The 26032-nt window shown below is 35.6% G+C and carries 27 protein-coding genes and 1 pseudogene; 17 read left to right on the top strand and 11 right to left on the bottom strand.

Annotation, left to right across the window (positions count from 1 at the left end; all coding sequences use genetic code 11):
• Positions 1-31: 31 nt before the first annotated feature.
• Positions 32-457, top strand: a complete 426-nt coding sequence (locus tag ACQKNX_RS15350) for a hypothetical protein (protein ID WP_427429622.1) — start codon at positions 32-34, stop codon at positions 455-457.
• Positions 458-523: 66 nt separating this feature from the next.
• Here ACQKNX_RS15350 and ACQKNX_RS15345 read toward each other — a convergent pair whose 3' ends face one another.
• Positions 524-1048: a CotY/CotZ family spore coat protein gene (locus ACQKNX_RS15345; protein ID WP_340826268.1), complete on the bottom strand. Its 525-nt coding sequence runs from the start codon at positions 1046-1048 to the stop codon at positions 524-526.
• 134 nt (positions 1049-1182) lie between these two features.
• On the opposite strand from ACQKNX_RS15345, the gene ACQKNX_RS15340 reads away from it, so the two are divergent.
• From ACQKNX_RS15340 to ACQKNX_RS15315, 6 genes are all read left to right on the top strand, one after another.
• A complete protein-coding gene (locus ACQKNX_RS15340; RefSeq protein WP_427429621.1) occupies positions 1183-1587 on the top strand; it encodes a YhcN/YlaJ family sporulation lipoprotein in 405 nt (134 codons plus the stop codon).
• Positions 1587-2042 (top strand): stage V sporulation protein AC, encoded by a 456-nt coding sequence (gene spoVAC / locus ACQKNX_RS15335; RefSeq protein WP_340826265.1) that lies wholly within the window; start codon positions 1587-1589, stop codon positions 2040-2042. The genes ACQKNX_RS15340 and spoVAC overlap by 1 nt, the downstream gene beginning before the upstream one ends.
• Positions 2036-3031: a stage V sporulation protein AD gene (locus ACQKNX_RS15330; protein ID WP_427429620.1), complete on the top strand. Its 996-nt coding sequence runs from the start codon at positions 2036-2038 to the stop codon at positions 3029-3031. Before spoVAC ends, ACQKNX_RS15330 begins: the two co-directional genes overlap by 7 nt.
• A 9-nt stretch (positions 3032-3040) precedes the next feature.
• The gene (gene spoVAE / locus ACQKNX_RS15325) at positions 3041-3406 is read left to right on the top strand and encodes a stage V sporulation protein AE (protein ID WP_427429619.1); all 366 of its coding nucleotides are present in this window, start codon (positions 3041-3043) and stop codon (positions 3404-3406) included.
• A 64-nt stretch (positions 3407-3470) separates the two neighbouring features.
• Positions 3471-3632 (top strand): YjcZ family sporulation protein, encoded by a 162-nt coding sequence (locus ACQKNX_RS15320; RefSeq protein WP_401009779.1) that lies wholly within the window; start codon positions 3471-3473, stop codon positions 3630-3632.
• A 190-nt stretch (positions 3633-3822) separates the two neighbouring features.
• A complete protein-coding gene (locus ACQKNX_RS15315; protein ID WP_340826260.1) occupies positions 3823-4071 on the top strand; it encodes a stage VI sporulation protein F in 249 nt (82 codons plus the stop codon).
• Between the two features lie 117 nt (positions 4072-4188).
• On the opposite strand, the gene ACQKNX_RS15310 is transcribed toward ACQKNX_RS15315, so the two are convergent.
• The 3 genes from ACQKNX_RS15310 to ACQKNX_RS15300 all read right to left on the bottom strand — a co-directional run bounded on the left by ACQKNX_RS15310 (position 4189) and on the right by ACQKNX_RS15300 (position 5939).
• Entirely contained in the window at positions 4189-4617 is a 429-nt protein-coding gene (locus ACQKNX_RS15310; protein WP_427429618.1) for a GNAT family N-acetyltransferase, read from the bottom strand.
• Positions 4618-4620: 3 nt separating this feature from the next.
• Positions 4621-5136 carry a YjcG family protein gene (locus ACQKNX_RS15305; RefSeq protein ID WP_427429617.1) on the bottom strand — a complete coding sequence of 172 codons (516 nt, stop codon included), beginning with the start codon at positions 5134-5136 and terminating at the stop codon, positions 4621-4623.
• Positions 5137-5219: 83 nt separating this feature from the next.
• Positions 5220-5939, bottom strand: coding sequence for an alpha/beta hydrolase (locus ACQKNX_RS15300; RefSeq protein ID WP_427429616.1), 720 nt, complete (start codon positions 5937-5939; stop codon positions 5220-5222).
• 112 nt (positions 5940-6051) lie between these two features.
• Between ACQKNX_RS15300 and ACQKNX_RS15295 the strand changes: the two genes are divergently transcribed.
• Complete coding sequence (locus tag ACQKNX_RS15295) at positions 6052-6633, top strand: phosphatidylglycerophosphatase A family protein (RefSeq protein WP_340826254.1); 582 nt, start codon at positions 6052-6054, stop codon at positions 6631-6633.
• A 158-nt stretch (positions 6634-6791) separates the two neighbouring features.
• On the opposite strand, the gene ACQKNX_RS15290 is transcribed toward ACQKNX_RS15295, so the two are convergent.
• The 4 genes from ACQKNX_RS15290 to ACQKNX_RS15275 form a co-directional block, all read right to left on the bottom strand.
• Positions 6792-8216, bottom strand: a complete 1425-nt coding sequence (locus tag ACQKNX_RS15290; RefSeq protein WP_427429615.1) for an MFS transporter — start codon at positions 8214-8216, stop codon at positions 6792-6794.
• A gap of 65 nt (positions 8217-8281) precedes the next feature.
• Positions 8282-9055 carry an ABC transporter ATP-binding protein gene (locus ACQKNX_RS15285; protein ID WP_427429614.1) on the bottom strand — a complete coding sequence of 258 codons (774 nt, stop codon included), beginning with the start codon at positions 9053-9055 and terminating at the stop codon, positions 8282-8284.
• Position 9056: 1 nt separating this feature from the next.
• The gene (locus ACQKNX_RS15280) at positions 9057-10121 is read right to left on the bottom strand and encodes a FecCD family ABC transporter permease (RefSeq protein WP_427429613.1); all 1065 of its coding nucleotides are present in this window, start codon (positions 10119-10121) and stop codon (positions 9057-9059) included.
• Positions 10108-11124 carry an ABC transporter substrate-binding protein gene (locus ACQKNX_RS15275; RefSeq protein ID WP_427429612.1) on the bottom strand — a complete coding sequence of 339 codons (1017 nt, stop codon included), beginning with the start codon at positions 11122-11124 and terminating at the stop codon, positions 10108-10110. Before ACQKNX_RS15275 ends, ACQKNX_RS15280 begins: the two co-directional genes overlap by 14 nt.
• 132 nt (positions 11125-11256) lie before the next feature.
• On the opposite strand from ACQKNX_RS15275, the gene ACQKNX_RS15270 reads away from it, so the two are divergent.
• The 7 genes and pseudogenes from ACQKNX_RS15270 (at position 11257) to ACQKNX_RS15240 (ending at position 18773) form a co-directional block, all read left to right on the top strand.
• Entirely contained in the window at positions 11257-11904 is a 648-nt protein-coding gene (locus ACQKNX_RS15270; RefSeq protein ID WP_427429611.1) for a TetR/AcrR family transcriptional regulator, read from the top strand.
• An 813-nt stretch (positions 11905-12717) separates the two neighbouring features.
• A complete protein-coding gene (locus tag ACQKNX_RS15265; RefSeq protein WP_427429610.1) occupies positions 12718-13548 on the top strand; it encodes a helix-turn-helix domain-containing protein in 831 nt (276 codons plus the stop codon).
• Between the two features lie 308 nt (positions 13549-13856).
• Positions 13857-15173 (top strand): NtaA/DmoA family FMN-dependent monooxygenase, encoded by a 1317-nt coding sequence (locus ACQKNX_RS15260; protein WP_427429609.1) that lies wholly within the window; start codon positions 13857-13859, stop codon positions 15171-15173.
• 91 nt (positions 15174-15264) lie between these two features.
• Positions 15265-15387, top strand: a pseudogene (locus tag ACQKNX_RS15255) (iron chelate uptake ABC transporter family permease subunit); the annotation flags it as partial.
• Positions 15388-15509: 122 nt separating this feature from the next.
• The gene (locus tag ACQKNX_RS15250; RefSeq protein ID WP_427429608.1) at positions 15510-16940 is read left to right on the top strand and encodes a DHA2 family efflux MFS transporter permease subunit; all 1431 of its coding nucleotides are present in this window, start codon (positions 15510-15512) and stop codon (positions 16938-16940) included.
• 450 nt (positions 16941-17390) lie between these two features.
• Positions 17391-18206, top strand: a complete 816-nt coding sequence (locus ACQKNX_RS15245; protein WP_427429607.1) for a thermonuclease family protein — start codon at positions 17391-17393, stop codon at positions 18204-18206.
• A gap of 186 nt (positions 18207-18392) precedes the next feature.
• Entirely contained in the window at positions 18393-18773 is a 381-nt protein-coding gene (locus tag ACQKNX_RS15240; protein WP_427429606.1) for a hypothetical protein, read from the top strand.
• A 239-nt stretch (positions 18774-19012) separates the two neighbouring features.
• Here the strand turns inward: ACQKNX_RS15240 and ACQKNX_RS15235 are convergent, their stop codons facing one another.
• Positions 19013-19585: a TetR/AcrR family transcriptional regulator gene (locus ACQKNX_RS15235; RefSeq protein ID WP_427429605.1), complete on the bottom strand. Its 573-nt coding sequence runs from the start codon at positions 19583-19585 to the stop codon at positions 19013-19015.
• 103 nt (positions 19586-19688) lie between these two features.
• On the bottom strand, positions 19689-21647 hold the full coding sequence (locus ACQKNX_RS15230) for an ATP-binding cassette domain-containing protein (protein WP_427429604.1): 1959 nt from the start codon (positions 21645-21647) through the stop codon (positions 19689-19691).
• Positions 21648-22287: 640 nt separating this feature from the next.
• Here ACQKNX_RS15230 and ACQKNX_RS15225 point away from each other — a divergent pair.
• Complete coding sequence (locus ACQKNX_RS15225) at positions 22288-23490, top strand: macrolide family glycosyltransferase (protein ID WP_427429603.1); 1203 nt, start codon at positions 22288-22290, stop codon at positions 23488-23490.
• A 309-nt stretch (positions 23491-23799) separates the two neighbouring features.
• Here ACQKNX_RS15225 and ACQKNX_RS15220 read toward each other — a convergent pair whose 3' ends face one another.
• On the bottom strand, positions 23800-24018 hold the full coding sequence (locus ACQKNX_RS15220) for a DUF3951 domain-containing protein (protein ID WP_427429602.1): 219 nt from the start codon (positions 24016-24018) through the stop codon (positions 23800-23802).
• Between the two features lie 1005 nt (positions 24019-25023).
• Here ACQKNX_RS15220 and ACQKNX_RS15215 point away from each other — a divergent pair.
• On the top strand, positions 25024-25701 hold the full coding sequence (locus ACQKNX_RS15215; RefSeq protein ID WP_427429601.1) for a response regulator transcription factor: 678 nt from the start codon (positions 25024-25026) through the stop codon (positions 25699-25701).
• Positions 25702-26032 lie beyond the last annotated feature (331 nt).

Raw genomic sequence — 26032 nt, 5'->3', positions numbered from 1 at the left:
ATATTGTAGGGAAAAAAGGGAAGTGATAATTGTGGAGCGAGAGCCACGCTTATATATAAAATCACCAACTTATTTCTTAAACATTTCTAAAATGCTACATGAGCTTGATTTGGATGAAAGTACGTCTGTGTATGTAAGGGATCAATATGAAAACGAGTCGAGTGAAGAAGAAACGTTGCCAAAACAAATTGAAGAAAAAGAAGAAATACAAGTACAAGATCAAATTGATGAATATATAATTAAACAGTTACATTTTTTAGAAAAACCTTTTCGTCAAAAGGCCTATCAGCCATTATTAATAAGTTTGAAAGATGGCAGAAAGTTGAGTGGAACTGCCTCAGACATGCAAGTAGATTCACTTATGTTAACGTCGAGGGAATTCAATACGCAAGAAATTATTCACTTTGAAGATATTGAACAAATATTATGGCGAGGGAAACAATTGCCAACATTATAAAAAAAGTGTACAGCAGAGGATGCTGTACACTTTTTTTTTATGTGTAGTGTGTCAAAGGAGAAAGACTTAATCACAAATCCCTAAGTCAACATCAGCGATACATTGTACAGCGCAGAAACAAGATAGATCCACAGTAATACAGCTATCAGTTGAGTTCCAATCATCTACTTTACAAATTTTCTTCATATTGACGCAGCAGCCATCACGACTTAATAAGTCAACTGTGCTTTCAGTAGAATCATAAGTACATAAAGGTTCTAAAACACGTAAAGTAGCACAGCATTCATCAAACATATCTTCGACACGGAAAAATACTGATGTACATTTACATGGATCTGCTGATGGTGAGCTAAAGAATGCTTTAAATGGAGTACCGTCTTTTGTTATTAACATGAATACGCGTGTATCTGCTGCTGAACGTGCAGGACTTACAATCCCGCCTAGTGGTTCTAAGAAACAATTTGCTGTACATGGGGAACACTCATCTCGCACCGCTTGATTTTGAATATCTAAAATTGCACGAACTACGTCACAAACGCAGCCTGCTGAATGGATAGGTCCAATAGGATTTGTTGGTTTACCACAACCCATATCGTCACCTCCTTTCTTTCTAACTACTTCTACAATATGTACTTTTAAAAAATGGAATCGGGCTTTCGTTTACTTATTCAAATGAATAGTTTTTTTCTGTGTGGAGAAACTGTGAAGAAAAGGAGGGTAAATACTTGAGGTTATTAAGAATGATGTTGCCTCTATTAGTCTGCATGACATTGCTTATTGGATGCACGGAAAAAGAAAAATTTATTGTCTATGGTACTCCGCAAAATGAAGAAGAGCTTGAGTCCATATTAAAAGAAGAAAAATTTGTTGAAAAATCAACTGTTATTCAATATGACGATAAAATGCTTGTAGCAGTGCAAATTAAACCAATAAAAAAATGGAACAAGACTAAATTAGAGAAAAAACTACAAAAGAAGTTTGATGAAAAATACCCTAACAAAGAAGTTTTCGTTTCAGCTGATTATAAAATATTTTATGAAGCAAATAAAATAAAAAAGGATCAACTTGAAGATAATAAACTAAGCGAAAAAATTACTGAGCTAGAGAAGCTTGCAAAGGAGGAAACATAATGGAGAAAGAGCAATATCAAAAACTTGAGCAAAATATAACACCGACGCCACCCTACTTAAAAAATGCTGTAAAAGCATTCGTAGTAGGAGGTCTAATTTGTACAATCGGACAAGCAGTTTCTCTTTTTTATATCGTTTTCTTTAATTTTACAGAAGCAACTGCAGGGAATCCAACGGTAGCAACAATGGTGTTTTTCGCAATGATCTTGACTGGCTTAGGTTTATACAAAAAAATTGGTCAATTCGCTGGAGCTGGTTCGGCAGTGCCAGTTACAGGGTTTGGTAACGCCGTTATATCGGCTGCAATTGAACATAAATCTGAAGGTCTCGTACTTGGTGTTGGCGGCAACTTATTCAAATTAGCTGGATCTGTTGTGTTATTTGGAGTAGTATCTGCATTTTTTGTAGCACTTATTAAATATATTCTTGTGACGATAGGGGTGGTTTCATGGTAATCATATTTCCATCAAAACCATCGTTGTTAGCTGGTGGTGTGGTGGCAGGACCGTTAGAAGATCGCAGTACGTTTAAACAATATTTTGATACAATCTACGACGATGAGCGCTGGCAAATGGAAACAAATGAACAAGGCCATCGAAAAATGATTGAAGAAGCATGTGAAATTGTGATGAAAAAAGGTGGCATTACAACTGGAGAAATCGATTTTTTGTTAGGTGGCGATTTAGTTAATCAAATGACACCTACTAATTTTGCTGCAAGGGAATTAGCCATCCCATTTATCGGATTATTTTCAGCATGCGCTACCTCTGTTTCTGCTGTTATTGTGGCTAGCCTTTTAACTGAGCTTGGAGCAGCGAATTTATCAATTGCCGGTGCTTCAAGTCAGCATAATGCGATTGAGCGCCAATTTCGCTATCCTATCAATTATGGTGCACAAAAACCTCAAACGGCGCAGTGGACAGTAACAGCTGCTGGGTATGCACTTATTGGTAAACATCAAGATGACGCTCCATGTATTGAAGCGGCGACGGTTGGAAAGGTTATTGATTATGGCATGGATGATCCATTTCATATGGGCGCTGCAATGGCACCTGCTGCCTTTCAAACGATTAAGTCACATCTTGAGGACCGAAAGCAAGAAATTTATCATTATGATTTAATTTTAACCGGTGATTTAGGAAAGCTTGGCTTAAAACTTCTTAAAGGGATGCTTGTGGAGAGTGGCATAAAAAATGAAGAACTAACACTTTTACGCGATGCTGGAGCAGAATTTTACGGTCAAGATGAAGCATTTCAATCTGGGGCAAGTGGAGCAGGCTGTTCAGCGGCTGTTTTTTTTAGTTATGTTATTCAAGAACTCCGAGCAGGCACATATAAACGTGTGCTTCTTGTAGCGACAGGTGCGCTACTATCTCCACTTTCATTCCAACAAAAAGAAACAATTCCATGTACGGCACATGCGATAGAAATTACAATGAAATGAGGCAACAGCATGGTTATTACATTTATTTTTGCATTTATTATAGGAGGCATTATTTGTGTTATCGGTCAATTATTAATGGATGTTGGTAAATTGACACCAGCACATACATTAAGTACGTTAGTTGTCGTTGGGGCCATTTTAGATGGAATGGGTTTATACGAGCCGCTAATTCATATGGCGGGTGCAGGTGCTACAGTACCTATTACATCATTTGGTAACTCCTTAACACATGGTGCAATGGCGGAAGCAGAAAAACATGGATTAGTGGGCGTGTTAACTGGAATGTTTGAAGTAACAAGCTCAGGAATCAGCGCTGCTATTGTTTTTGGCTTTATAGGAGCATTAATTTTTAAACCAAAAGGGAATATTGACTAGACGAATACCCCTCTCTAATCTGCAACTTTACATATTATAGGTTGTAGAAGGGAGGGGTGCTTTTATGGGATATCAGGGCTGGTGTGCACAACCTTATGCAGGGATGAATAGCTGGAACAATAATTATTGTGGAGGTAATAACAATAGTGGCTATGGCTCAACATTTGTCTTAATAGTTGTCCTATTCATTCTTCTAATTATTGTTGGTGCTACTTTCGTTAACTAATTTTCTAGCTATTAGTGATTTATAAAAAGTTTTATATTTTAGGCTTTAACTTTAATTCTGTGAGTATATAAATAACTTACTAATTTAGGTTAAGGCCTCCAACAGTTGTCATAGATGTTTTGTGCAAAAGGTATGGGCTACAAATCATTAGCGACAATGATGTTGAGGTGGAATTGATAGGAGGGGGAACATGCATCGCTCGTTTTTTAATTCGATTGAGCAAAAGACAGGCGTTTCAATGGATGAAATCTTTGCATTAGCAAATGCAATTCAACATGCTGATTTTACCAATGAAAAACAAGTAAGAAAAATTGTACGTCGTGTTGGCAAAGTGTCTAATAGACAAATCACACAAGAGCTTGAAGATAAAATAGTAAAGTCTATTATTCAAGATGGTGCTTCACTAGACTTCGACAAGCTTGCTAAAATGATGAAGTAATGCTGAAAGCTAGCGTTATTTAATATATTAAAGAGCTTTAATGGCTACTTAAAATAGAAAAATATTTTCAAAAAAAGGTGTTACGATTATGCTTTGGCATATCGTAACACCTATTAATTAAATCATTTTTTCCATTGCTCGATGTGGTATACCGGCATCCATAAATTCTGGAGATGTTACCGTATAGCCAAGCTTTTCGTAAAAAGGAACAGCGTAGCTTTGCGCATGGAGTTTTAATTTCTTCTGGTCAATGGAAGTCGCGTAGTTTTCCATTTCCTTCATTATTAAGGCACCCAGTTTTTTGCCACGCTGACTTTGCAAAATACATACGCGTTCAATTTTTGCAGTATGCTCTTCAATGTTACGAAGACGAGCAGCACCAACAGGTACATCGCCCTCATACATAATGAAATGTGTTGCAGTTTCATCCTGCGCATCACATTCTAAATGAAGTGGAACACCTTGTTCCTCTACAAAAACCTTTTTTCGAACAGCAAATGCATCGTCATGTTCTTTCTCTGTTTCAACTATCTTAACGTTATACAAAAATTATTCAGCTCCAGTCAATCGGAATGTTTCATATGTTGTCCATGACCCATCTTCCAATTGATATAAAAGATGAATACGATCAATACTATCTTTTTCATCAACCCCTGTCATGCGGAGTTGGCCAAAAATATCATCATGCTCTGAATCAGTCATTTTTTGTGCAATTGTAATGTGTGGGACAAAAACATGTTTAGAATCCCCAAAAGGAATTTTTTCTTCAATCACGCGATGGAATGCTTGTAATTGTTCAGTTGGTTCGATGCGGAAATAAATCGCATTTGTTGTTGGGAAAAACGAACTAATGCGTAATGCGTGAATGCTTAAAGGTGCATGATTGGCAGCAATGTCATCTAATTGCTTCACGATGGATTGAATATCCTCTTCCGTTGCTTCAAAGCTGTCCTTTAACGTTATATGCGGTGTAATCTTTGCATAATGCGGATCGTAACGTTTGCGATACGTGTTCGCTAAATCTTGCAATTTTTTTGATGGAAAAGCCACAATTCCGTACTTCATAGTCCATTACCTCCCGTAAATAAACAATTTTTCTATCTAAGTATAACAGAAAATTAAAAATACGTAATTTGAATCGCCCAACATTAATTGAAATTTTCAATTAATGCACGTCTTAAATCAGGTTTCCAATATTTCCATGTATGATTTCCATCGAACTCTTCATAAAATGTAGAAAAGCCTTTGCTTAACATAAGATTATGCAACTGACGATTTGGTGTTAAGAAATCTTTTATAGTTTTATCCATTGTCACAACTTTATCTTCGTTTTTTCCAACGATATGATAAATAGAAATTGCCCCTGGATCTTTGAAGTGTTCAACAGCTTTCAGTACATCTTCGTCAACATAAGGTGATTGCAAAATAACTTTTCCAAAAATGCTTGGATACTTTAAAGCAGCCATTAAGGAAGCGGTTGCAGCCATAGAATCACCGATGACAGCGCGACTCATACCCATTTGGTACGTTGCATATTCAGCATCCAAATAAGGAACAAGTTCGTGTGCTAAAAAGCGCATATAGGCTTCGTGTTGTTCACCACTCGGAATATATTTATGACGGCGATCTTTAATATCTTTATATGGAACAAATGCAATGATTAAATTCTCGATTTCATAGTCATCGATAAGTTCATCGGCTAGTTTTGTAATACCTCCTATTTGGAAATAGTCCTTACCGTCTGATGCGATTAAAATATTATATTTGTATAGTGGAGAATAATTAGCAGGGACATAAATATATAGCTCTAATTCCTCCTGCAATGCTTCACTATAGAATTTTAAATCTTGTACAGTTCCCTTATCCAATGATGACACTCCTTCATGTGTTTGTGACAAAATTGTACCATATTACGTAAGTAAAGGTATAATAGGTTGGGCTAGCGTTATACTAGCAAAAAATCTGAAATGAGGGTTAGTTATGCATGATAAAAGTATTCGTGTACATTCAGAAGAAGTGGCGAAAGCAGCTCAAGCTGCACTAATTCGTCGTGGTGTAGAGTTAGAGGACATTGCTGAAATTGTTTATGAAATGCAAAAATCCTACAATGTAGGGCTAACATTAGAGCATTGTATTCATTCGGTTGAACGTGTATTGCGTAAACGTGAAGTCCAGCATGCAGTATTAGTTGGAATAGAGCTAGATGAATTAGCTGAAAAAGGGCTATTATCATCACCTCTTCAACAAATTATTGAATCCGATGAAGGATTATTCGGAGTAGATGAAACAATTGCGCTGGGGTCTGTGTTTACATATGGAAGTATAGCTGTAACAACATTTGGACATTTAGATAAACAAAAAATCGGTATCATAAAAAAACTCGACACTGAGCCAGGACATCATGTTAATACATTTTTAGATGATTTAGTGGGCAGTATTGCAGCTTCTGCAGCCTCACGTATTGCTCACCGTATGCGTGACTTAGAAGAAGAAGGCGAAACATTTGCAGATATTGAGCCAGAAGAGCTTGGTCCAAAACCAAAGCCTCATAATGAAATTTAATAGCGTTGCTTCAATAAAGTGCCCCTCAATTTGTATTGAGGGGACTTCATAGTGTTGACAAAAGGCATCAAGAAGTTGAAGTGATCCTTAAAAATTAGACATGGTTATTTTATTAGACAGCTTGAGTAAAACGAGTTCGGTATTGTACCGGACTCATTTTAAATTTTGCTTTTATGATAAATAGAAAGAATTACAAAAGACATAACAGATAGCAGACCGATTCCAAATAAGCTCGTAGAAAACGCATGTACAAAAGAGTCTTTTTCTAAGGTCGTATTCAAAGCTGTAGTGAATACTATGCTAATACCTGCAACTGCTAAGGAATTGGCTAAATACATGAATGTTGTAAACACCCCAGAGGCAACACCGACCTGATTCTTCGGTATTTTACTCAGAATGGCATTCGCTAAAGGTGTTGTGGCAAGCCCTAGCCCCAGGCCGTAAACGAATAAAAGTATTAAAGTATAAATTGTAAATAAATTATACGGCTCGAAAGCAAGGATGCCTATAAGTATAAAAATACAAATACTCATTGTTAGTGCACCAATTTTTAAGACAATTAAGCCGAATAAATGAACTATTTTTGATGATAGAATCGATGTGAAAAAGAATCCAATACCAATTGGTAAAAAGATCAAGCTTGTCTCTTTCGTATCATACTGCAAGCCAAATTGTATAAAATAGCTAAGGATAAAGAAGAACGAGAACATACTTAAATAAATTGACAGTACTGAACCAATTCCAATAACAAAAGAACGGTGCTTGAACAAAGATAGATCCACAAGTGGTGTTTGATGCTTTTTTTGTTTTGATTTTTCAACAAAAATAAACGAAGCAAGCATAACGCATGACAGAATAATGCAACCGAAAAACCAAGGCTGCCACCCAGATGTTTGACCTTCTGATAACGGATAGATGAAAAATAATATACTAAACATCAATAAAATGGCGCCCATCCAATCAATATTATTGTTTTTCACAACGGTGGATTCAGGTATTATAGGAAGTAGTAATAGCACAAGAATGCCAAATGGGACATTGAAGAAAAAAACAATTCGCCATCCTCCATTAAATAGATTCAAACTGACTAGTAATCCCCCTAATATTAAGCCAAAGGTAAAAGCAATCCCAATGACAGCACCATACAAGCCAAAGGCTAAATTTTTCTCCTTCGAAGGGAAGATTTCTTGAATAATCGATAAAATTTGCGGTTGTATAAAAGCTGCTGCAAAACCTTGAACAATTCGGACGCCGATTAGAAGTAATGGATCCGATAGAATTCCTCCGATGAACGAGGTAAGCGTAAAAAAGAATACACCAATCCATAATAATTTTTTTCTTCCGTAGATATCTCCAAGTTTACCGCCAATTATTAGAGCTGTTGCAAGTCCAATCGAATATCCAGAAAATATTAATTGCGCTCGCGAAAAACTTGCGTGTAAGTCATTTTGAATGTTCGGCAAGGCAATTTGAATCATATAAGTATTTAAAGAGATTAGCAGTGTTGGAAGTAAGATAATCGCTAAGGCCAACCATCTATATGCATAATGTGTGCTCGAATTATTGGATTGTAGAGTACTCATAGATTTGGCCCCTTTTATTGTTGTTTAATAATTGAGTGGTTGTCAGTCAATTAGATAAAGCTTTATTAAATAATTATAGTTGGATGATACGCTATGACTAAGTTTTTAGTATGTTCGTTGTGATTAATATGACAGTCAACGTCATATACTTTTTTTACTAATTCAGGAGTTAATAGTTCTTCTGGCTTGCCGTGTGTATAGATACGCCCATTTTTTAGTACATAGAGGTACTCACAATACATGGCAGCTATAGAGAGATCATGTAATGCAGCAAGTGTGCCAATTTTTAATGATTGTACTAAGGATAAGATTTGAATTTGATATTTAATGTCCAAATGATTTGTAGGCTCATCTAAAATTAAAAACTGGGGCTCTTGCGCTAAAGCACGTGCAAGAATAACACGTTGTTTTTCACCACCAGAAAGATATGAGAAATGCTTTGAAGCATGATGTTCCAAGTTCACCTTTCGTAACACATTATCTACAAGATCATAATCTTGGTTTGTGTCAGATTCCATTATCTTTTTATGTGGAGTTCTTCCCATCAACACCATGTCACGTACAGTAAAGTCAAAATTTGTATTGTTAAATTGCCCAACAACGCCCATTCTTCTTGCAATTACTTTAGGGGAGGCTTTCACTATATCTAAATCATCTAAGAAAATCATGCCTGTTGTCGGCTTTGTTACTTTATAAATGTTTTTTAATAACGTTGATTTTCCACAACCATTTGGTCCGATAATGCCGACAAATTGTCCTTCTTGCACCCTTAACGAAACATCTTTTATAATGTCAACATCAGATACCGAGAAGGACACATTTTGTACTGTTAATTCCATACTAATTACCTCCAAAACCATATTTTTTTTTTATTAACATGTGCATAAAAACTGGAGCTCCTAATAATGATGTCACGATCCCAATCGGTAATTCGCTATTTGGAATAATTGTTCTTGCTAGTAAGTCTGTCCAAGTTAAGAAGATAGCGCCGACTAAAATGACAGTGGGTACTAAATAACGATGATTAGAACCTGTAAAGATTCGCACTATATGAGGAATAATGAGACCGACAAATCCAATAATTCCACATATCGATACAATAACACCTGTCAAAATAGCAGTAATGACTAAATAGACTCTTCTATAAATATTTAAGTTAATGCCTAATGACATTGCAGCATCGTCCCCCATAAGCATTGCGTTCATAACCCGCCATTGTGATAAAAAGAATATACCTACAATCGTAACGATTACAGCAATCAACGGTAAGTCGTTCCAATCAGCAGAAGCTAAACTTCCCATCGTCCAAAATGAAACAGAACGGACGCCTTCAGCGTCTTTGGCAAAATAGATGAATAAATTTGATAGAGCTGTGAATAAGGCATTGACCACGGTACCTGCTAGAATGAGTTTAATGACCGACATTTTTTCTCCGACACTTGATAGCAGTAATACTAGAAATGTTGCAATTAAAGCACCTAAAAATGCCCATACAATTAAGTCAAATTCGCCAAAGAAACCGCTAAAGCGATGTCCTAGAATAATCGAAAATGTTGCACCTAGTGAAGCACCTGAAGAGATGCCGAGAATATAAGGATCTGCAAGTGGGTTTTGTATCGATGCTTGCATTACACTTCCACAAAGAGCTAAACCGGCACCTACAATTAATGCTAGTAAAATTCTTGGAGTGCGAATTTGCCAAACGATTTCGAATGTCATATTAGAAATAACTGTATCAACATGACCCATATTGATTCCTGTAAACTGATACAAAAGAATTTTACAAGAATCGAGAAATGGAATGCTTACTTGTCCTATAGAAGCGGAAACAATCATTGAGACGAAAACTAGTCCTATCAATAATAAAAGAAGCGCAGAGAAAGAGCGTTTACTATTCACCATCATTTACTACTCCAACAAAAACATCAGGATGAATGAATTCAGCCACCTGTTCATATAAGTCAGCAAGTTCAATACCACCATTGATAGCCCCAGTATATTCAACAACCATAACGTCTTTATTTTGGATTGCTTTTATATTTTGCAGTTTTTTATCATTAATCAAGTTATTTTTCGTTTTTTCTTGGTCGGGTTGTTGAAATTCTGTGATAATAATTTTATCTGGGTTTGCTGCTATAATCGCCTCTGTTGAAAGTTCGATATAGTCTTCTTTTGATAGTTCTATATATTTTGCTCCAGCACCTTCAATCATTTCATCAATAATTGCCCATTTAGGTGAGTAATAGAAATACTTTCCACGTGCTCCACTAACTAATAGAACATTAGGGTGATCTTTAATATTTTCAGCCTTTGCAGTAATTTTATCAATACGAGCTTGTTGCTCTTCCAAGTATATATTAGTTTGATTTTCGATATCGAATACTTTCCCGAATGTTTTGATTTCATCAAAATAAATATCGATACTACGTCCAATTGTAAAGTTTGTAGAAGAAACAACAGGAATCCCACGATTGCTCCAAGAAGGGATGCTCCCAATCAATTCCTCTCGAAATGCAGAGGCGATAGAATAAATCAAGTCAGGTTGTAGCGCTATAATAGCTTCTTTTGAAGGCCACATTTCACTAACTAAATGCATTTTCTCAATCTCTTCCGTAAAATTTGAATGGGCTTGATCATTATAGGCAAATCCAACGACTTTATTTTGTTGGCCAAATTTAACCATTAATTCTGCTACTGCTGATCCGATAATCATTACTTTCTCGGGAGCGTGGTTAATTGTCTGAGTGACTTTTTTCCCTTCATATGTATGAACATCAAATGACATTGGATACTTTCCACTATTGCTGATGTTCGTCACTTCTGCAGATGATCTTTCCTCTGATTGTGTGCAACCGGTAGTAACTAAAATGAATGAAAATAATAATAGACATAGAGATTTTTTTAACATTTGAATCCTCCTAATAGTTTTTTGACTGACAATCACTCAGTATAATTAAATATAAAATAAATTCATTTCTTTTTCATAATTTGACTAGTTATTAGTCAAATGCTTAAATTAAAAAAGGGGGTAGTACAAGCGATGGTTAGAGTAACAAAAAATGCATCAGAACGGCGAAATGAAATATTAGATACCGCAGAATCTCTTTTTAGCCAAAAAGGTTATGAAAAAACTTCAACGACTGATATTACTAAAACGTTGGGAGTAGCACAGGGCACACTGTATTACTACTTCAAATCAAAAGAAGCCTTGGCAAATGCATTGATTGATAGACAGCTAAAAGTGATAAAAGAGCATTTTATCGAAGTAATTTATGACGAAACACTTACTGCTTATGAAAAAATAGCTTGGATTTTTGTATACGAGCTTGATGATCCAACAGGGCATGTTGAAATTTTTAAGTATTTACAACACGATAGTAATGCTATCCTTCGTCAAATATTACATGTACAAACAATTTGCCAATTCACACCAATTGTTACTGATCTTAATATTCAAGGTAATGAAGAGGGGATCTTTCATATTGATAATCCAACACTAGTAGCGGAATTTTTCCTTTCAACAATCCATCATTGGGTTGATTCATCACTATTCAAATGGAATTCACAAGAACGTATCGTAAGGATTGAAGCGATTCAATCCACATTTGAACATTTATTTGGCGTTCCTAATGGAAAGTTTGATTTAGCTCTTTTAAGAGAAACTGTGAAAACTAAATTTAATTATTGAGTGAAAAACATCTTGATTGATAATCAATATCAATTAAGATGTTTTCATTATAAATATTGACTGACAACCTGTCAAATTAATTTTGTGAGCGAAGTATTTGCATAAAAACACCCAATGGAGGAACAAAGCCTTTCGATAATAGGGTTGAGTGCCAACAATCTGAAAAACGACCCTAGTTCTTTTAATCTTTTAAAAACAAGCAATTTACCAAGCAAGTACCCATCTACATGGGAAATGGCATGACCGAGAGCCTAGTGTAATCTTGTCCATGAACTGCTTCCTTTACTAGTGGATTTGGATGAATTAACATCTGACTTAATCCTATAAAATGGGCTTTTTTATGCACAATAAAATCAATGAATGAGGTAATTTGCGAAATTGAATTTATGTTAATGTAACGCCAGTGATACATATTGAGTTCGGATTTATGTATTGCGCCTACCATTGCTTGTGATGAGTCTCGTAGAGTGCATGTTTCTTTCCTACTGGTTTTACCGAATCTTATCCTACATGTCGACTAAATCATCATTCAGCAAACCTGGATTAGATAATAATGCTTATAGCAATTGTGATTTGTGTATTTGTATTGTATTTGTTGCAGACCTTGTTACACTATAATTAATAATGAGAATCATTATTAATTAATATCCTACTAGTAGCAATATCTGATTAGAGTATTTCACGGGTGCAAAACCATTTTTACTTTAACGCTTCAGTCTTTGCATTGGCTGAGCAATGGTCGTGCTGGTTGGAATATCGTCAGTGAAAGTAGAATAGATGTACAATGTTTGGATAGGGAGCAGGTGTATTATCATGATAGACTTAGATAAATTAGCCGAGATATTTGCTAGAGGTTTTTATGATATAGAAGGTGTCCACCGTTTAGTCATCCAGCCGAAAAGCATATTAAGTGAATTTAGAACCGTCCGGCATGGATTTCTTTTTGTAATTCGTGGAGAGGCTAGAACGCGTGTGAATGGCACTGTCTATGAATTACATCCAGGCTCAGTAATTCATGTGGCTCCAGGCATGCAAATGGACGCGCAAGTTATAGGTCAATCTGAGTACGAGTACTATTTACTGTTTTATAGATTTGACAAGTTAGACGAAGTATATAGCGTTCATGAATGCGACTCCCATTTCAAACTGGAGGCGGGAGCAAATCCGAGAGTACTAGAATTGCTTATTATGCTGCACCAGAATGCCAATACTCTTAGTGGTATTGGGAAGCTTCGTGTCAAAGAATTATTTTTAAGTGTCATGCATCAAGTTTTGGTGGGTTGCAAGCATCGAGAGATTGGCAGTTCTCCAAGTGAAAGGGTAATAGAGGAGGCTATTGCATACATACACAGGCATTATATGAATCCGTTAACACTCGATGAATTGGCGGAGCTACATGCAATGAATACCAAGCGCTTCTCATATTTCTTTCACAAATATACTGGGCTTCGTCCAATCGACTATCTTATCAATTATCGTATGGAAAGAGCAAGTGACTTACTTAAAGTTGGTAATTTTGCCATAAATGATATTGCTATCAGTGTCGGATATGCCAATCCACTTTATTTCAGTAGAGTGTTTAAAAAGAAATTTGGTGTGTCTCCTTCCGCATACACACATAAATTAAATAATCATATAAATTGAGTGACTGATTTATGTTTTACGCCTGCAACTGGTGATGAACCTAGAGTGTAGGCTTTTTCCTCTTTTGTCTTATTATTTCCTTCCGGAGCCCTATCCTACAAGTAGCTAAATTATCTTTCAGCAAAACTAGATTAGATAATAATACATATAGTATTGGTGATTTGTGTATTTGCATTTGTTGCAGACCTTGCTACACTATGGTTGATAATGAGAATCATTATTAATTATTAATCTTCTAGAAACAACATCTGATCAGAGTATTTCATGGGAGCAAAACTATTTTTACTATATAGGAAGGGTTGGTAATATTGACGACAAATAGACAATTATGTATTGGCTTAGTCTTATCTACTTGGTTGAAAGGAGGCGACTGGCGGCGCCCAGACAGCGGTGTGGAAAAAATGGATTCAATTAACCCTTACATTGATTTGGCAAAGATGGCGGAGAAGTCAAAGCTCGATTTTCTTTTCAGGGCGGATTATCTGTATGTTAGTCCACAGATGCTTGGCGATTCTGCTAATTTTGGTAGCCCTGACCCTACTATGATATTTGCAGCGATTGCTCGTGAAACTGAGCGGATCGGCCTAGTAACGACTATTTCTACGACTTTTAATCCACCGTATGTTGTTGCTAGACAGCTTCAGACTTTGCATTGGCTGAGCAATGGACGTGCTGGCTGGAATATTGTCACTTCTATTGAAGGTGCCGAAAATTTCGGTGAGTCACCTATGCCTTCTTCCAAAGAAAGATATGCGAAAGCAATTGAATTTACTGAGGTCGTACGCAAACTGTGGGAAAGTTTTCCAAAAGAAGCCATTGTTATTGACCGTGAGACAGGTATATTTTCCGATAAGGATAAGGTTTCTCCAATTAATCATTCAGGTGAGTTTTTTAGTGTTAAGGGACCACTTACTTTGCCTGCTCATAAATCGGGACCAATTCCTTTATTTCAAGCAGGTGCGTCGGATACAGGACGAAATTTTGCATCTTCAATAGCAGATGCTATTTTTGCTGCGATGCCAGACCTTGAGTCGGGAGTAGAATTGCGAAATGATCTGAAAAGAAGAACTATGGAGCATGGGCGCGATCCGGACACAATAAGAGTTTTGCCAGGTTTATATTTTTTCTTGGCCGAAACTCGTGAGGAAGCCCATGAATTACATAAGGCGGCACACGCACATTTGACTATTGAGCGTAGACATGCATCGCTTAAATCAGTACTGGGTCTTGACTTGAGCAGCTTTGCTTTGGATCGTCATGTAACTTCCGATATGCTTCCCAACCCGAATCAGCCAGTCCGCAGCCGAACACATGCTGAGCTGTTGCGCCGGTATATTACAAATCATCAGCCTACAGTGGAAGAGGTATTGGCAAGGCCGGAGGTTGTCGGGTCTGCTCACTGGGTTTCCGTTGGAACGGTTGAAGATGTATTGAATGATATAATTGAGCGATTTGAGGCTGGAGCTATTGACGGATTTATAGCTATTCCGGGTGGTTCAGAAAAATCTTTGAAAATATTTTTTGAAAAGCTGATGCCGCAGTTGGTTGAAAGAGGCTTGTTCAGAAGTGAATATACGGGTGTCACTTTGCGGGAGCATTTAGGGATTAATATTACTGATCATTAATATAGGGGTACTTTTAAAAGGGGTTTAGGAGAAAATTGAATAAAAAGTTTATATTAGTTTGTTTGATAGCATCATCCGTAATTATTTTGGCTTATTAGTCGGGGATTTTATCGGAAAGACGATCTTTGCTCCAGCTGAACTGCCTGCCGGAATCGTGATTTCCATTATCGGTGTTCCTTATTTCTTATATCTGATGTTTAAAAAAAGAAAGTAGAATATAGAGAGACGGAAACCACTCTTTGTACAAAAAAAAAGTGGAGAAGAAATTCAATTGAAATTAATCTGCTCAGACTAACGACAAACTTATAACAAAATAAAATTTTAGGTGGATTATTCATGTCATTAACAGTAGAAACACAGCAAACAAAAGTGATAAAAACTACTCCAATATTGATTTCTTTCTTAATTGCTGGTTTCATTGGATTGTTCAGTGAAACGGCTTTAAACATGGCTCTCGGAGATTTAATACAAGTATTTTCTATTAGTTCTTCCAAGGTTCAATGGCTGACAACAGGTTATTTATTGACCTTGGGAATATTAGTTCCTGTCTCGGGTCTCTTACTTCAATGGTTTAGTACACGTCAAATATTTATTGTGTCATTGATTTTTTCAATTATTGGGACACTAGTCGCAGCTCTTGCACCAAGCTTTGGAATATTAATGTTTTCCCGAGTGATTCAGGCTATAGGTACTGGATTATTGCTGCCTCTGATGTTTAATTCGATCTTATTGATTTTTCCCATCAATAAACGTGGTGCAACAATGGGACTAATAGGGTTAGTCATTATGTTTGCACCTGCAGTTGGACCCTCAATCTCAGGACTAATCCTTGAAAAACTGACTTGGCATTGGATTTTCTGGGTTTGTCTACCGTTTTTAATTCTTGCGTTGGTATCGGGTATAGTGTACATGCAGAATGTATCAACCATAACTAAACCCAAAATTGATATATTATCTATTATTCTATCTTCGATTGGTTTTGGCGGGATTGTCTATGGTTTTAGCAGCGCGGGTGAGAATGGCTGGGGGAGCACGATTGTAATTACGATGATTATAATGGGTCTTACTGCACTTACCTTGTTTTCTTTGCGACAATTAAAAATGGATAAACCGATGCTTGATTTACGTGTATTAAAATATCCAATGTTTACTCTAGGTTTATTGTCCGTATTTATTTGCTTCATGGTAATAATGTCCACAATGATTTTGTTGCCATTATATTTGCAAACGGGACTAGCATTGACTGCATTCACTGCGGGGCTTGTTTTGTTGCCAGGTGGTGTGCTGAATGGATTAATGTCCCCAATCACAGGTCGTATCTTTGACAAATTCGGACCAAGAGGACTTGTTATACCTGGATTTGCAATCATGCCTATCATGTTATATATCATGTCAAACGTAACCATTGAAACGTCGGTTAGTATGGTGATTGTGATGCATTCCATTCTATTTATAGGTGTATCAATGGTTTTGATGCCTGCTCAGACAAATGGACTAAATCAATTACCTAAAAATCTTTACCCAGATGGGACTGCTTTAATGAATACATTACAGCAAATGTCGGGAGCAATTGGCACTGCAGTTGCGATTACGATTATGTCCGCTTCTCAGAAAAGAAATATGAACAATATGACTGATCTATCAGACCCCTCTTCAATTGGAGCTTCATTAACAGCGGGAGTACAGGACTCCTTTAGATTCACTCTAATTATAGCTATGATTGGTTTAGTTATTTCCTTTTTCATCAAATCTTCTCGCGTTAAATAGGGCTTACGGAATAATTTAAAACTCTCATTTCACTGCTCAAAACAAAAATAGTGGTATTTCGAAGATAAAAATAATGATATATTAAGCTGTGATGTTTAAATATTGTTTAATTATAAAGGTATTAAGATCTTCAGTTTTTTTGAGACTGGAGATCTTTTTATATGATGGTAATAAATAAATTATTATTGAAAATTCTTAGTAGAAAATAAAATCAAATTTATTGTGGTATTAGTGTATTGATAATAGAATTAAATAAGATATTAATGAATGCTGGAAGTGAGGTACGGAAAATGAGTGATAAAGATATTAAGACACTAATTACAAGTGGTACAATTATTTTAGCTTTTGTATTATATTTGATTTTCAAATAAATTTAAGATCTTCAGTCTCAATTTAACTGAGGATTTTTCGTTTTATAAAGGGATATAAATTAGAAAGTAGAGTGTACAATTGAAGAAAATTATTTTTGCTTTATTCATTTCTACATTGGTTCTGAGTGCATGCACAGAAGAGACTAGTACGAGTACTATTGAGAATGAAAATATAGAAGGTCTCATATCAGCAACGATAGAAAATGCTGAGAAGCATGATGTAAGTAAGTTTGAAGAATATGAGCTAGAAAGTGTAATTGACGGCGATACAATAAGAATAAAATATAACGGCAGCTCTGAAAAAGTTCGTTTTTTACTTGTTGATACCCCTGAAACTAATCATGAGACATTAGGAGAGCAACCGTACGGACCAGAAGCTAAAGAATTTACTAAGCAATTATTAGCTGGTCAAGATACAGTCTATTTAGAATTTGATGTTTCTTATCGTGATAAATATAAAAGGTTACTTGCCTATATTTATACCAAAGAAGGTATTAGCGTTCAGGAGCAGTTATTGAAAAATGGATTAGCGCGTGTTGCTTATATATATGATCCAAACACGAAGCACGTAGATTGGTTTAAATCGATTCAAAAAACTGCACAACAGTCAGCTATTGGTATATGGTCAGTTGAAGACTATGTAACAAATCGTGGTTATGATAAAGATGCGTATTATGCTGCAACAAAAGATAATAAAGATGAGGCTGAAACAGATAATGGCGATTCTGCTAAGGCTAATAATGAGAGTTGTGTAATTAAAGGAAATATTAATTCTAAAGGAAATAAAATATACCACATGCCTGGTCAACGTGATTATGACAATACTGTAGCGGAAGAAATGTTTTGTACTGAAAAAGAGGCAAAGAATGCTGGATTTCTTCCAGCTAAACAATAAATTAATTCCAAAATCCTTTCTTATATAATGAAAGGATTTCGGTCTTTCTTGTTGATTAAGCAACTACTAATAGATCATTAACTTAATCCATTTAATGTGAATTTTAAGGTTGGATGGCGTTTGTACCTTTTGTAGAAGATTGATCATGGATAATAAATAAAGATAATATATTAGACGAAGATTACGGTGAATGCGCCGCCTGTCACAACAACAAGCATTGTTCTATCACGGAAAACAGGACAATTAGCCGTAGGAGGCACGCAAAACTTCCGACTAGTAGAAAATCTTTCGAATGGAAAAAATCAAGACCAAACGGCAAGTACAATCTTTACAGTTAGCGACCCTACAATCGCCAAGGTCCAAGAAAATGAATTAACAGCAATCGCACCAGGTTACTGTACAGGTAACAGCAACTTACGGCAGTACGTCCGATATGGCAACGATTACGGTGAATGTGCCAACACCCTTCACGTCACAAAGTTCTTACTGGAGTACTGCCAACCATATGACATAAAACCCACGCTAAAATATTTTTTGAAAGACAAAAAGCTGATTTTCCCACGTTAAGGAGTTTCGGCTTTAATGTTTTCCTATCGGAGTGAATCTAATGAGAAATAATTTTTTCTCTTGATAACGCCCTCTGTCCCTTATAAACTTTTGGCTGTTCGAGTCTACCTACTTTTCTTCTCCATTACACTACATATATTATAGGTGGAAAAATCAATGCATTGCTTTAAGAGGGCACTTCCACACCGCTATTACCTCATTAAAAGAGTGAAATTTCATTCATTACGTCTGAACTACAACTAATCACGAAAAAAGAGTTGCCCAAATTGTTCTACAATCTGTTCCGTTGAATACCCCTTTTCTTTAAAAGTCCGTATCAATAGGGGATTCAGGCACCATGCTGTAACCATGTTTAAAAAGAATGGATCAACAGGCATATCTGTTGTTTCAAATAATGGTGCAATCATCTTTTGTAAAACGAGAAATGGGCGTGGTGTCTTGTCCAATTCTCCCTGATGAATAGATCTAAAGTCGCTTTGAGAGAGTATGACTTCGAACCAATCATTGTGTTTTTCATTCATGGTAATCAGTTCTGTTACGACAAATGTTCCTTTTTCGTATCGAGATAGATGTTTGTTATCCTTTAAATAGTGAGATACTTTCTGATGCAGGTTCTCAAAATCTGTACCTAGAATGGTAAAGCACAGATCCCCTTTATTGGAAAATCTTCGATACAACGTTCCTTGTCCGATATTGAGTTCCTGCGCAATCATATGCATACTTACCCCTTCGATTCCATGAGTTGTAAATAGCCGTTTTGCCGTTTCAATAATGTCTTGTGTCAATTCATTTTTTTTTCGTTCTCTAGACACGCAATGTCCTCCTTTACATGCAAGAATGCTAGGCATATATGTACCTAGCATTATAATTGTATAAGAATGGAGCTTCACATGAAAGATTCGTTACTCCTTGTTTCTACTCATAACGCAAAGATTCCATAGGATCTAATTTCGCTGCTTTCGAAGATGGGAATAACGCTGCTACAATACTAATACATACACTAATGCCAATTCCTAATAGCATATAACCTACACTTACATTAATCAGTTTTGCTTCAAACACTTTTTCCATTACATTGTTTCCTACCAAACCAATAATGGCCGCAATTACTACACCGATTATACCACTTGATAAACCGAGGACGGCTGCTTCTGCAAAGAAAATACGTTTAATATCTTTTCTTCTTGCTCCGATGGCACGTAGGATGCCAATTTCTTTCGTTCTCTCTACAACGCTGATGTACAATACCACAATGATCATTATTGCAGATACAAGTAAAGAAATCCCTGCTATCCCTGCAAGAACGAACGTAGCGATGTTTAAATATTTTGTCACTTGATTCAGAATGCTACCAACACCTGTTCCAGTAAAACCGGCAGCCTCTAATTTAGCTTGTACGTCATCCACATGTTTTTGATCATCGATTGTGACATTCAATTGGGTGGCTTTTAAATCCATGTTCTGACTATTATACATTTGCGTAAGCGTTTCATACGTTGCATATGCTACATCTTGATTCATTGTACCCTTTACTACTCCAGAAACAGTTACTTGTTTTGTAAGGATTATTGGTCGATGATTTTCATCTGTTGTTTTTACATAAAAATCAACTTTTTTACCCACTAAGTCTTTTGTAGAATCCTCTATTTTTTTAGCTGCCGTATCTGATAATACAATTTCACTTTCCTGGGGTAAAGAACCGCTAGTAAGATCACTTGCTTTTACAGTATCATTCATAGTTTGAAATTGAACAATATCAATAGACTTATCATTATAATTTAAGGAGCTCCCCATTGTCAGCGTAAATACTTTGTCTACACGCTTCACATGTTCTATATTTTTTACTTTGTTTAGATCAGTTTGATTGATTGGTGGTGTTTCCTGTACAGGATTTGGCAACATTCCTTGTTTGGAACCGGTTTTCCCATCTTCATTTTCTGTCGCTTTTGTAATCTGAATCAGATCTGGATTTAGGTTGGAGTTGATTTCTTTGTTGATATAGTTTGTTACACCACTACCGAGTCCTAACATAAGGATGACACTCAAAATTCCGATTGCTCCTCCAAATGATACGAGCAAATTTCGTTTTAAATTCAATTGTACATTTTTAATAGCCATTTTAATGGCTGCGATGAAGGGAAGGTTTTTTGTTTTTGTTTCTGTTCTATCGTTATTGGGGGCGTATGCCTTTTTTATTGAATCATCTTTAGTAATTTTTCCATCATCCATTGTGATAATACGTGTTCCAAAATTAGCTACTTTTTGTGAATGGGTTACGGTAATAACCAGCTTTCCTTTGGCAGCAATGCTATTTAATAACTGCATGATTTGTTCACTATTTTTCTTATCTAAAGCACCGGTTGGTTCATCAGCAAGAATAATATCAGGATCGTTAGTCAATGCCCTTGCGATGGCAACCCTTTGTTTTTGCCCTCCTGATAATTGATTGGGTTTCTTATGTAAATGATTTTCCAATCCAAGATCTGTTAATAACTCTGTTGCTTTTGCGATTCTTTCGGAACTACTCAAGTTCGTCATCTGCATTGTCATAAGAACGTTATCCAAAACGGATAGATGGCTGATTAAATTGAAGCTCTGAAAGATAAAACCAATTTTTAATTTTCGATAATCATCTACTTCTTTTTCTTTCATATCGTGCATACTTTTTCCGTCAACAATGATATTTCCTTCAAAGTCACGGTCCATACCACCAATTATGTTCATTAGCGTAGATTTGCCACTCCCCGACTCACCTAGAATAGATACAAATTCTCCTTTTTCAAATCCTACACTAACATCATGCAATACTTGGATTTTATCTTTACCACCTAATTGATAGAACTTTTTAATGTTAGACACTTGGATATAACTCATTAATGTGACCTCCGATTATATAATTTGTGAGTGTGCTTTCTTTCTGAATACATTTCAGTGCTTAACTAGAAATGGCATACATATAACTCTTAAACGGACAGTTGTCCGGAATTGATCGTAACAAAACAAATTTTATATGTCAACATATTTCCGAATGAATCTTGCCACTATCCAATTGAGACATTTACGAGAATGCTAAATAAGATCAGTATTTGCAAATATGAAGTGAAAGTATAAGTTTGGTAGTTCTTAATTTAAAATATCAGCAGGGAGAATGAAACTCTCCATTGCTACTATCAGAATCGTCTATAGGGACGTTGGCAAGATTTGAATGTGGATAGGGAAATGAGTGAGTATTTTAAGCAAAATTAGTTTTTAGGAAATCAATAACTTGAAATTGCGAGGATAATGGTTTTGGTTTTATATATGTCAATAAAAACACCTTGCAGACAGATCAGTTACTAACAATTATTCATTTGACAGTACATGTTCTTTTTGTTATTCTCAAAAAGCGGACAGTTGTCCGTTTGGTAATTTAAAATTATATTTACATTACCCTTTGTCTTTATGTAGCAAAAGATAACAGTCATCGATGGCAAGAATGATCTTAATGTTGTACAAACTAAAAGGAGTGAATTTTATGTCAAATGTTTTATTTATTAATTTGCCAGCAGAAGGACACATTAATCCTACGATAGGGCTTGTAAGAGAACTAATACAAAGAGGGGAAATTGTAACGTACTATTGTACAGAACCATTCAGGGAACGACTTGAAGCCACAGGAGCTACTGTTCGTACGTATAAGGATTTTCTAAGTGACATGCCTGTCAAAAATGCTTCCTCAGAAAAAACACAAATGGGAAAAATGTTTAAATCCTTTATTAAAAATAATATGTTACTAGTAGATAAAATTATTGCTGAAACAAAAGAGGAGTCTTACGACTATATTGTATATGATCAAATGTGCATAGCGGGAGGAATCATTGGAGAGATACTCGATATTCCCAAGATAGCAAGTTGTACAACATTTGCGTTTGAAACTGTTTTAAAGATGAAATTTGCAGAAACCAAACACATGCCTCTTGATTCAAGCGGGGCATTTGAATCCGTTATTGAAGACTTAAAACGTACTTATCACATTAAGTTGGACCATGTGAAGACCATACTGGATTTGTCATATTATCCTGGAGATATGACGCTTATATACACATCCCGTTACTATCAACCGGAGTCGGAGATGTATAACGATACTTTTAAATTTGTAGGTCCATCTTTAGTAGTACGTGCAGATCAACCAGATTTCCCGTTTGAGAAGTTGAAAGGACTACCTGTTATATTTATTTCAATGGGAACAGTTGTGAATGAACAGGCAGCGTTTTATCAGCTCTGTTTTGAAGCACTAAAAGACGTAAACGCCACAGTTGTATTATCTGTTGGTAAGAAAGTAAAAATAGAGAATTTACACCCTGTTCCAGAAAACTTTATCATCCGAGATTATGTACCACAAGTGCAATTGTTAGAACATGTTGATGTCTTCTTTACACATGGTGGGATGAACAGCTCTAGCGAAGGTCTTTACTTTAACACGCCGCTAGTCGTATTGCCTGTTTCAGGAGACCAGCCTTTGGTAGCCAAACGAGTTGAAGAGCTGGGTGCCGGCTTGACTCTTGACCTTGAGAGCGTCACAGCTGATGAAATTAAAGATGCGGCCAACTGCTTATTGTCGGATGTGACGTACAAGCAGAACGCAACAAAAATAGGGGATAGCTTTAGAGAAGCTGGGGGATATAAAAAAGCAGCAGACGAGATTTTTGAGTTCAAATTAACTGTGAACAATAATTAAAATTCGGTTACTCAATCATAAAAACCAACCACTTTTGTATGTAGTACGTAAAAGAGGTTGGTTTTTACGGTTTGTTTGTGATATTGAAGTCTTTGATCCCTAACAAAAAGGAGTAGCGTTCCATCAATATCCTACTTCTCTCCTCTAGATTTATGAATTTAACCATCGGAACAAAAAACCGTTTATGGTATAGATAAATACCGCTAAAGACTTAAAACACAGAATATTACTAAATACATATTTGTTTAATATTTAGATTATTTTATAATATCAGTAAATATAGGGGATTGTGTTGATGTTCTACGCGAATTATTTAGATTCATCTTTATCGTAAGGTTCTATATATTTTGTCTTTTCTTGTAAATCTCTATTTCTGTTAGTATTGTCAGTTCCTCTAGTAAAATCGTCAAATGGTGTATACATATTGGTGATTTTCTTTTTTCTTACAACAATATTGTATACCCCAAAAATTATTAATCCAATGAAGATTATTCCAATTACAACAACAACGATATTCAAAGGATCCATTTTCAAAACCTCCTTTGTTAATACTAGTACTAACATCTCTGAAATATTCAAAAAATAGAAGGGGATGTATATAATATGAAGAAAATCATTGCTTTTTTGTCAGTTTTTCTGTTTTTTAGTGCATTTACATAAGATATAGCAAGTGCTACTTGGAAAAACGATTCATACACTGAGAATACAGTTACTTTGATATTTTTTTAAATTAACGCTTCGTTATGATGAAGCAATCTTATATAAACGTTAATAAATCGTCACCCTCTGTTAGTTTTGCATCCTCAAGCACAAAATTTTATGATGGCTCTACATTCATTTTGCAAACGAGTATGCTGAACAATACTTTTTCAAAAAGTATTTAACAGGTGTGAGAGTGTCAGATACAGAAGTGGGTGGCTTTTTCATGGGAAAAGCTTTCGCGGGAAAAAGATGCTTAACCTATTTGCCGTTGATTTCCGCTACAGGCGGCGCTTTCTTTGGGCACACACGTAAGCCGCAACCCTCGCAAACGCGTATTTTGTTGCATTTTACGTTCTGTACGTTCTTAGCAAGAGTTGCCCCGTCCTTCATAAATTGAATAAAAGGCATCGAAAGTTAGCTTTCTTGACGATTTTTATTTTTGAATAAGGACCATGTTGAGGAGCTATAAAAAGGGCAATTACACTGTTATGGATTTGAATTAAAGAAAGAATCCTTTAAGTTTTAAAAGTAATTGAACCGCTAGATGAGATATGTATCAAATAGACTTTGTACCAAAAATCTAGATATCAGTAGAGGAATTTCGTAATATTATTCAAAAAGATCAATGTAAAGGCTTTTTAATGTTAGAATAGCTAAGGCAATTAGTTGAAAGTATCAGTCGTATTTACCATTTTATACTTATTTAGTGTAAATTCACCTAAATCTATCCTAATAAGTTGTTATAATAGTTTTTTAGAAATTTAAGAATATAAATACTATATTCTTTTTGTGATAAATTATTTTATGTAATGAAGTAGAGGTGAACGATAGGTGAAGCAGGTGTTGGTAATTAAGAATGAAAGATCTTTAGCAAAAAAGATCGTAAGTGGCCTAAAGCAAGAAGGCTATTTCATTTTAACACTTCACAATGAAAACAAAGGTTTAAATATAGTATATGAGCAAGATTGGGATATTATCGTATTGGATTGGGATTCGTTAAGTATATCTGGACCGGAAATTTGCAGACAAATACGGGCTGTTAAAACGACACCGATAATCATCGTGACCGACAATGTATCTAGCAAGGATTGCATAGAAGGATTACAAGCAGGGGCAGATGATTATATAAGAAAACCATTTGTAAAAGAAGAATTAGTAGCAAGGATAAAAGTTATTTTAAGGAGAGGGGACGTTATCCAACCAAATGAGAATAAATTTTTTCGGTTTAAAGACCTCTTCCTTGATGCATCCCACAATATTGTGACAAAAAGTGGCGAAATACTCCCTCTTACTCAGCGTGAGTATGACCTCCTTCTATTTTTAATCAAGAATAAAAATAAAATTTTGAGCCGAGAAATGCTTTTGAATCAGGTATGGGGATATGACGCAGCAGTCAGTCCAAATGTAGTGGATTTATACATTGGGTATTTAAGAAAAAAGCTAAAGTGTGAGAAGAAAGATAGATATATTCAAACATTACATGGTAGGGGCTATTCAATGATTGAATAATAAAATGAAGATAATAGGTCAATCGTGAAAAACGAGTAAAAACAGTTTCAACCAGTTTTTACTCGTTTTTTTGTTCTGTAAAATATAATGAAAATTCCGTTTATTGGCTTAGAGATGTAAAAATTACATATTATATTTTGTATCCAATCTTTACTTGATGCTAAAAAAGCAACTTAATATATTAACATACAGCCTTCACAAGATTTTCACATAATTAATGACTATACTATACCACAGAACGTTCAAATGAAAATGATTATCAATAGCAATTGAGGTGGATAGTAATTACGATGCAATTCAATCTATAGACTTCATCATTTTCAAAATAAAT

Origin of the sequence: Lysinibacillus sp. NPDC093712, from assembly GCF_050280025.1 — a bacterium.
In the GTDB taxonomy this organism is placed as follows: domain Bacteria; phylum Bacillota; class Bacilli; order Bacillales_A; family Planococcaceae; genus Lysinibacillus.
The sequence above is the reverse complement of the archived record's forward strand: the minus strand, read 5'-3'. Positions and strand labels throughout refer to the sequence as shown.

Coding starts and splice junctions, on each gene's coding strand:
- ACQKNX_RS15345 (WP_340826268.1), bottom strand. CDS start 1,048: ATGGGTTGTGGTAAACCAACAAATCCTATTGGACCTATCCATTCAGCA.
- spoVAC (WP_340826265.1), top strand. CDS start 1,587: ATGGAGAAAGAGCAATATCAAAAACTTGAGCAAAATATAACACCGACG.
- ACQKNX_RS15330 (WP_427429620.1), top strand. CDS start 2,036: ATGGTAATCATATTTCCATCAAAACCATCGTTGTTAGCTGGTGGTGTG.
- spoVAE (WP_427429619.1), top strand. CDS start 3,041: ATGGTTATTACATTTATTTTTGCATTTATTATAGGAGGCATTATTTGT.
- ACQKNX_RS15320 (WP_401009779.1), top strand. CDS start 3,471: ATGGGATATCAGGGCTGGTGTGCACAACCTTATGCAGGGATGAATAGC.
- ACQKNX_RS15315 (WP_340826260.1), top strand. CDS start 3,823: ATGCATCGCTCGTTTTTTAATTCGATTGAGCAAAAGACAGGCGTTTCA.
- ACQKNX_RS15305 (WP_427429617.1), bottom strand. CDS start 5,136: ATGAAGTACGGAATTGTGGCTTTTCCATCAAAAAAATTGCAAGATTTA.
- ACQKNX_RS15295 (WP_340826254.1), top strand. CDS start 6,052: ATGCATGATAAAAGTATTCGTGTACATTCAGAAGAAGTGGCGAAAGCA.
- ACQKNX_RS15290 (WP_427429615.1), bottom strand. CDS start 8,216: ATGAGTACTCTACAATCCAATAATTCGAGCACACATTATGCATATAGA.
- ACQKNX_RS15285 (WP_427429614.1), bottom strand. CDS start 9,055: ATGGAATTAACAGTACAAAATGTGTCCTTCTCGGTATCTGATGTTGAC.
- ACQKNX_RS15280 (WP_427429613.1), bottom strand. CDS start 10,121: ATGATGGTGAATAGTAAACGCTCTTTCTCTGCGCTTCTTTTATTATTG.
- ACQKNX_RS15275 (WP_427429612.1), bottom strand. CDS start 11,124: ATGTTAAAAAAATCTCTATGTCTATTATTATTTTCATTCATTTTAGTT.
- ACQKNX_RS15270 (WP_427429611.1), top strand. CDS start 11,257: ATGGTTAGAGTAACAAAAAATGCATCAGAACGGCGAAATGAAATATTA.
- ACQKNX_RS15265 (WP_427429610.1), top strand. CDS start 12,718: ATGATAGACTTAGATAAATTAGCCGAGATATTTGCTAGAGGTTTTTAT.
- ACQKNX_RS15250 (WP_427429608.1), top strand. CDS start 15,510: ATGTCATTAACAGTAGAAACACAGCAAACAAAAGTGATAAAAACTACT.
- ACQKNX_RS15230 (WP_427429604.1), bottom strand. CDS start 21,647: ATGAGTTATATCCAAGTGTCTAACATTAAAAAGTTCTATCAATTAGGT.
- ACQKNX_RS15225 (WP_427429603.1), top strand. CDS start 22,288: ATGTCAAATGTTTTATTTATTAATTTGCCAGCAGAAGGACACATTAAT.
- ACQKNX_RS15220 (WP_427429602.1), bottom strand. CDS start 24,018: ATGGATCCTTTGAATATCGTTGTTGTTGTAATTGGAATAATCTTCATT.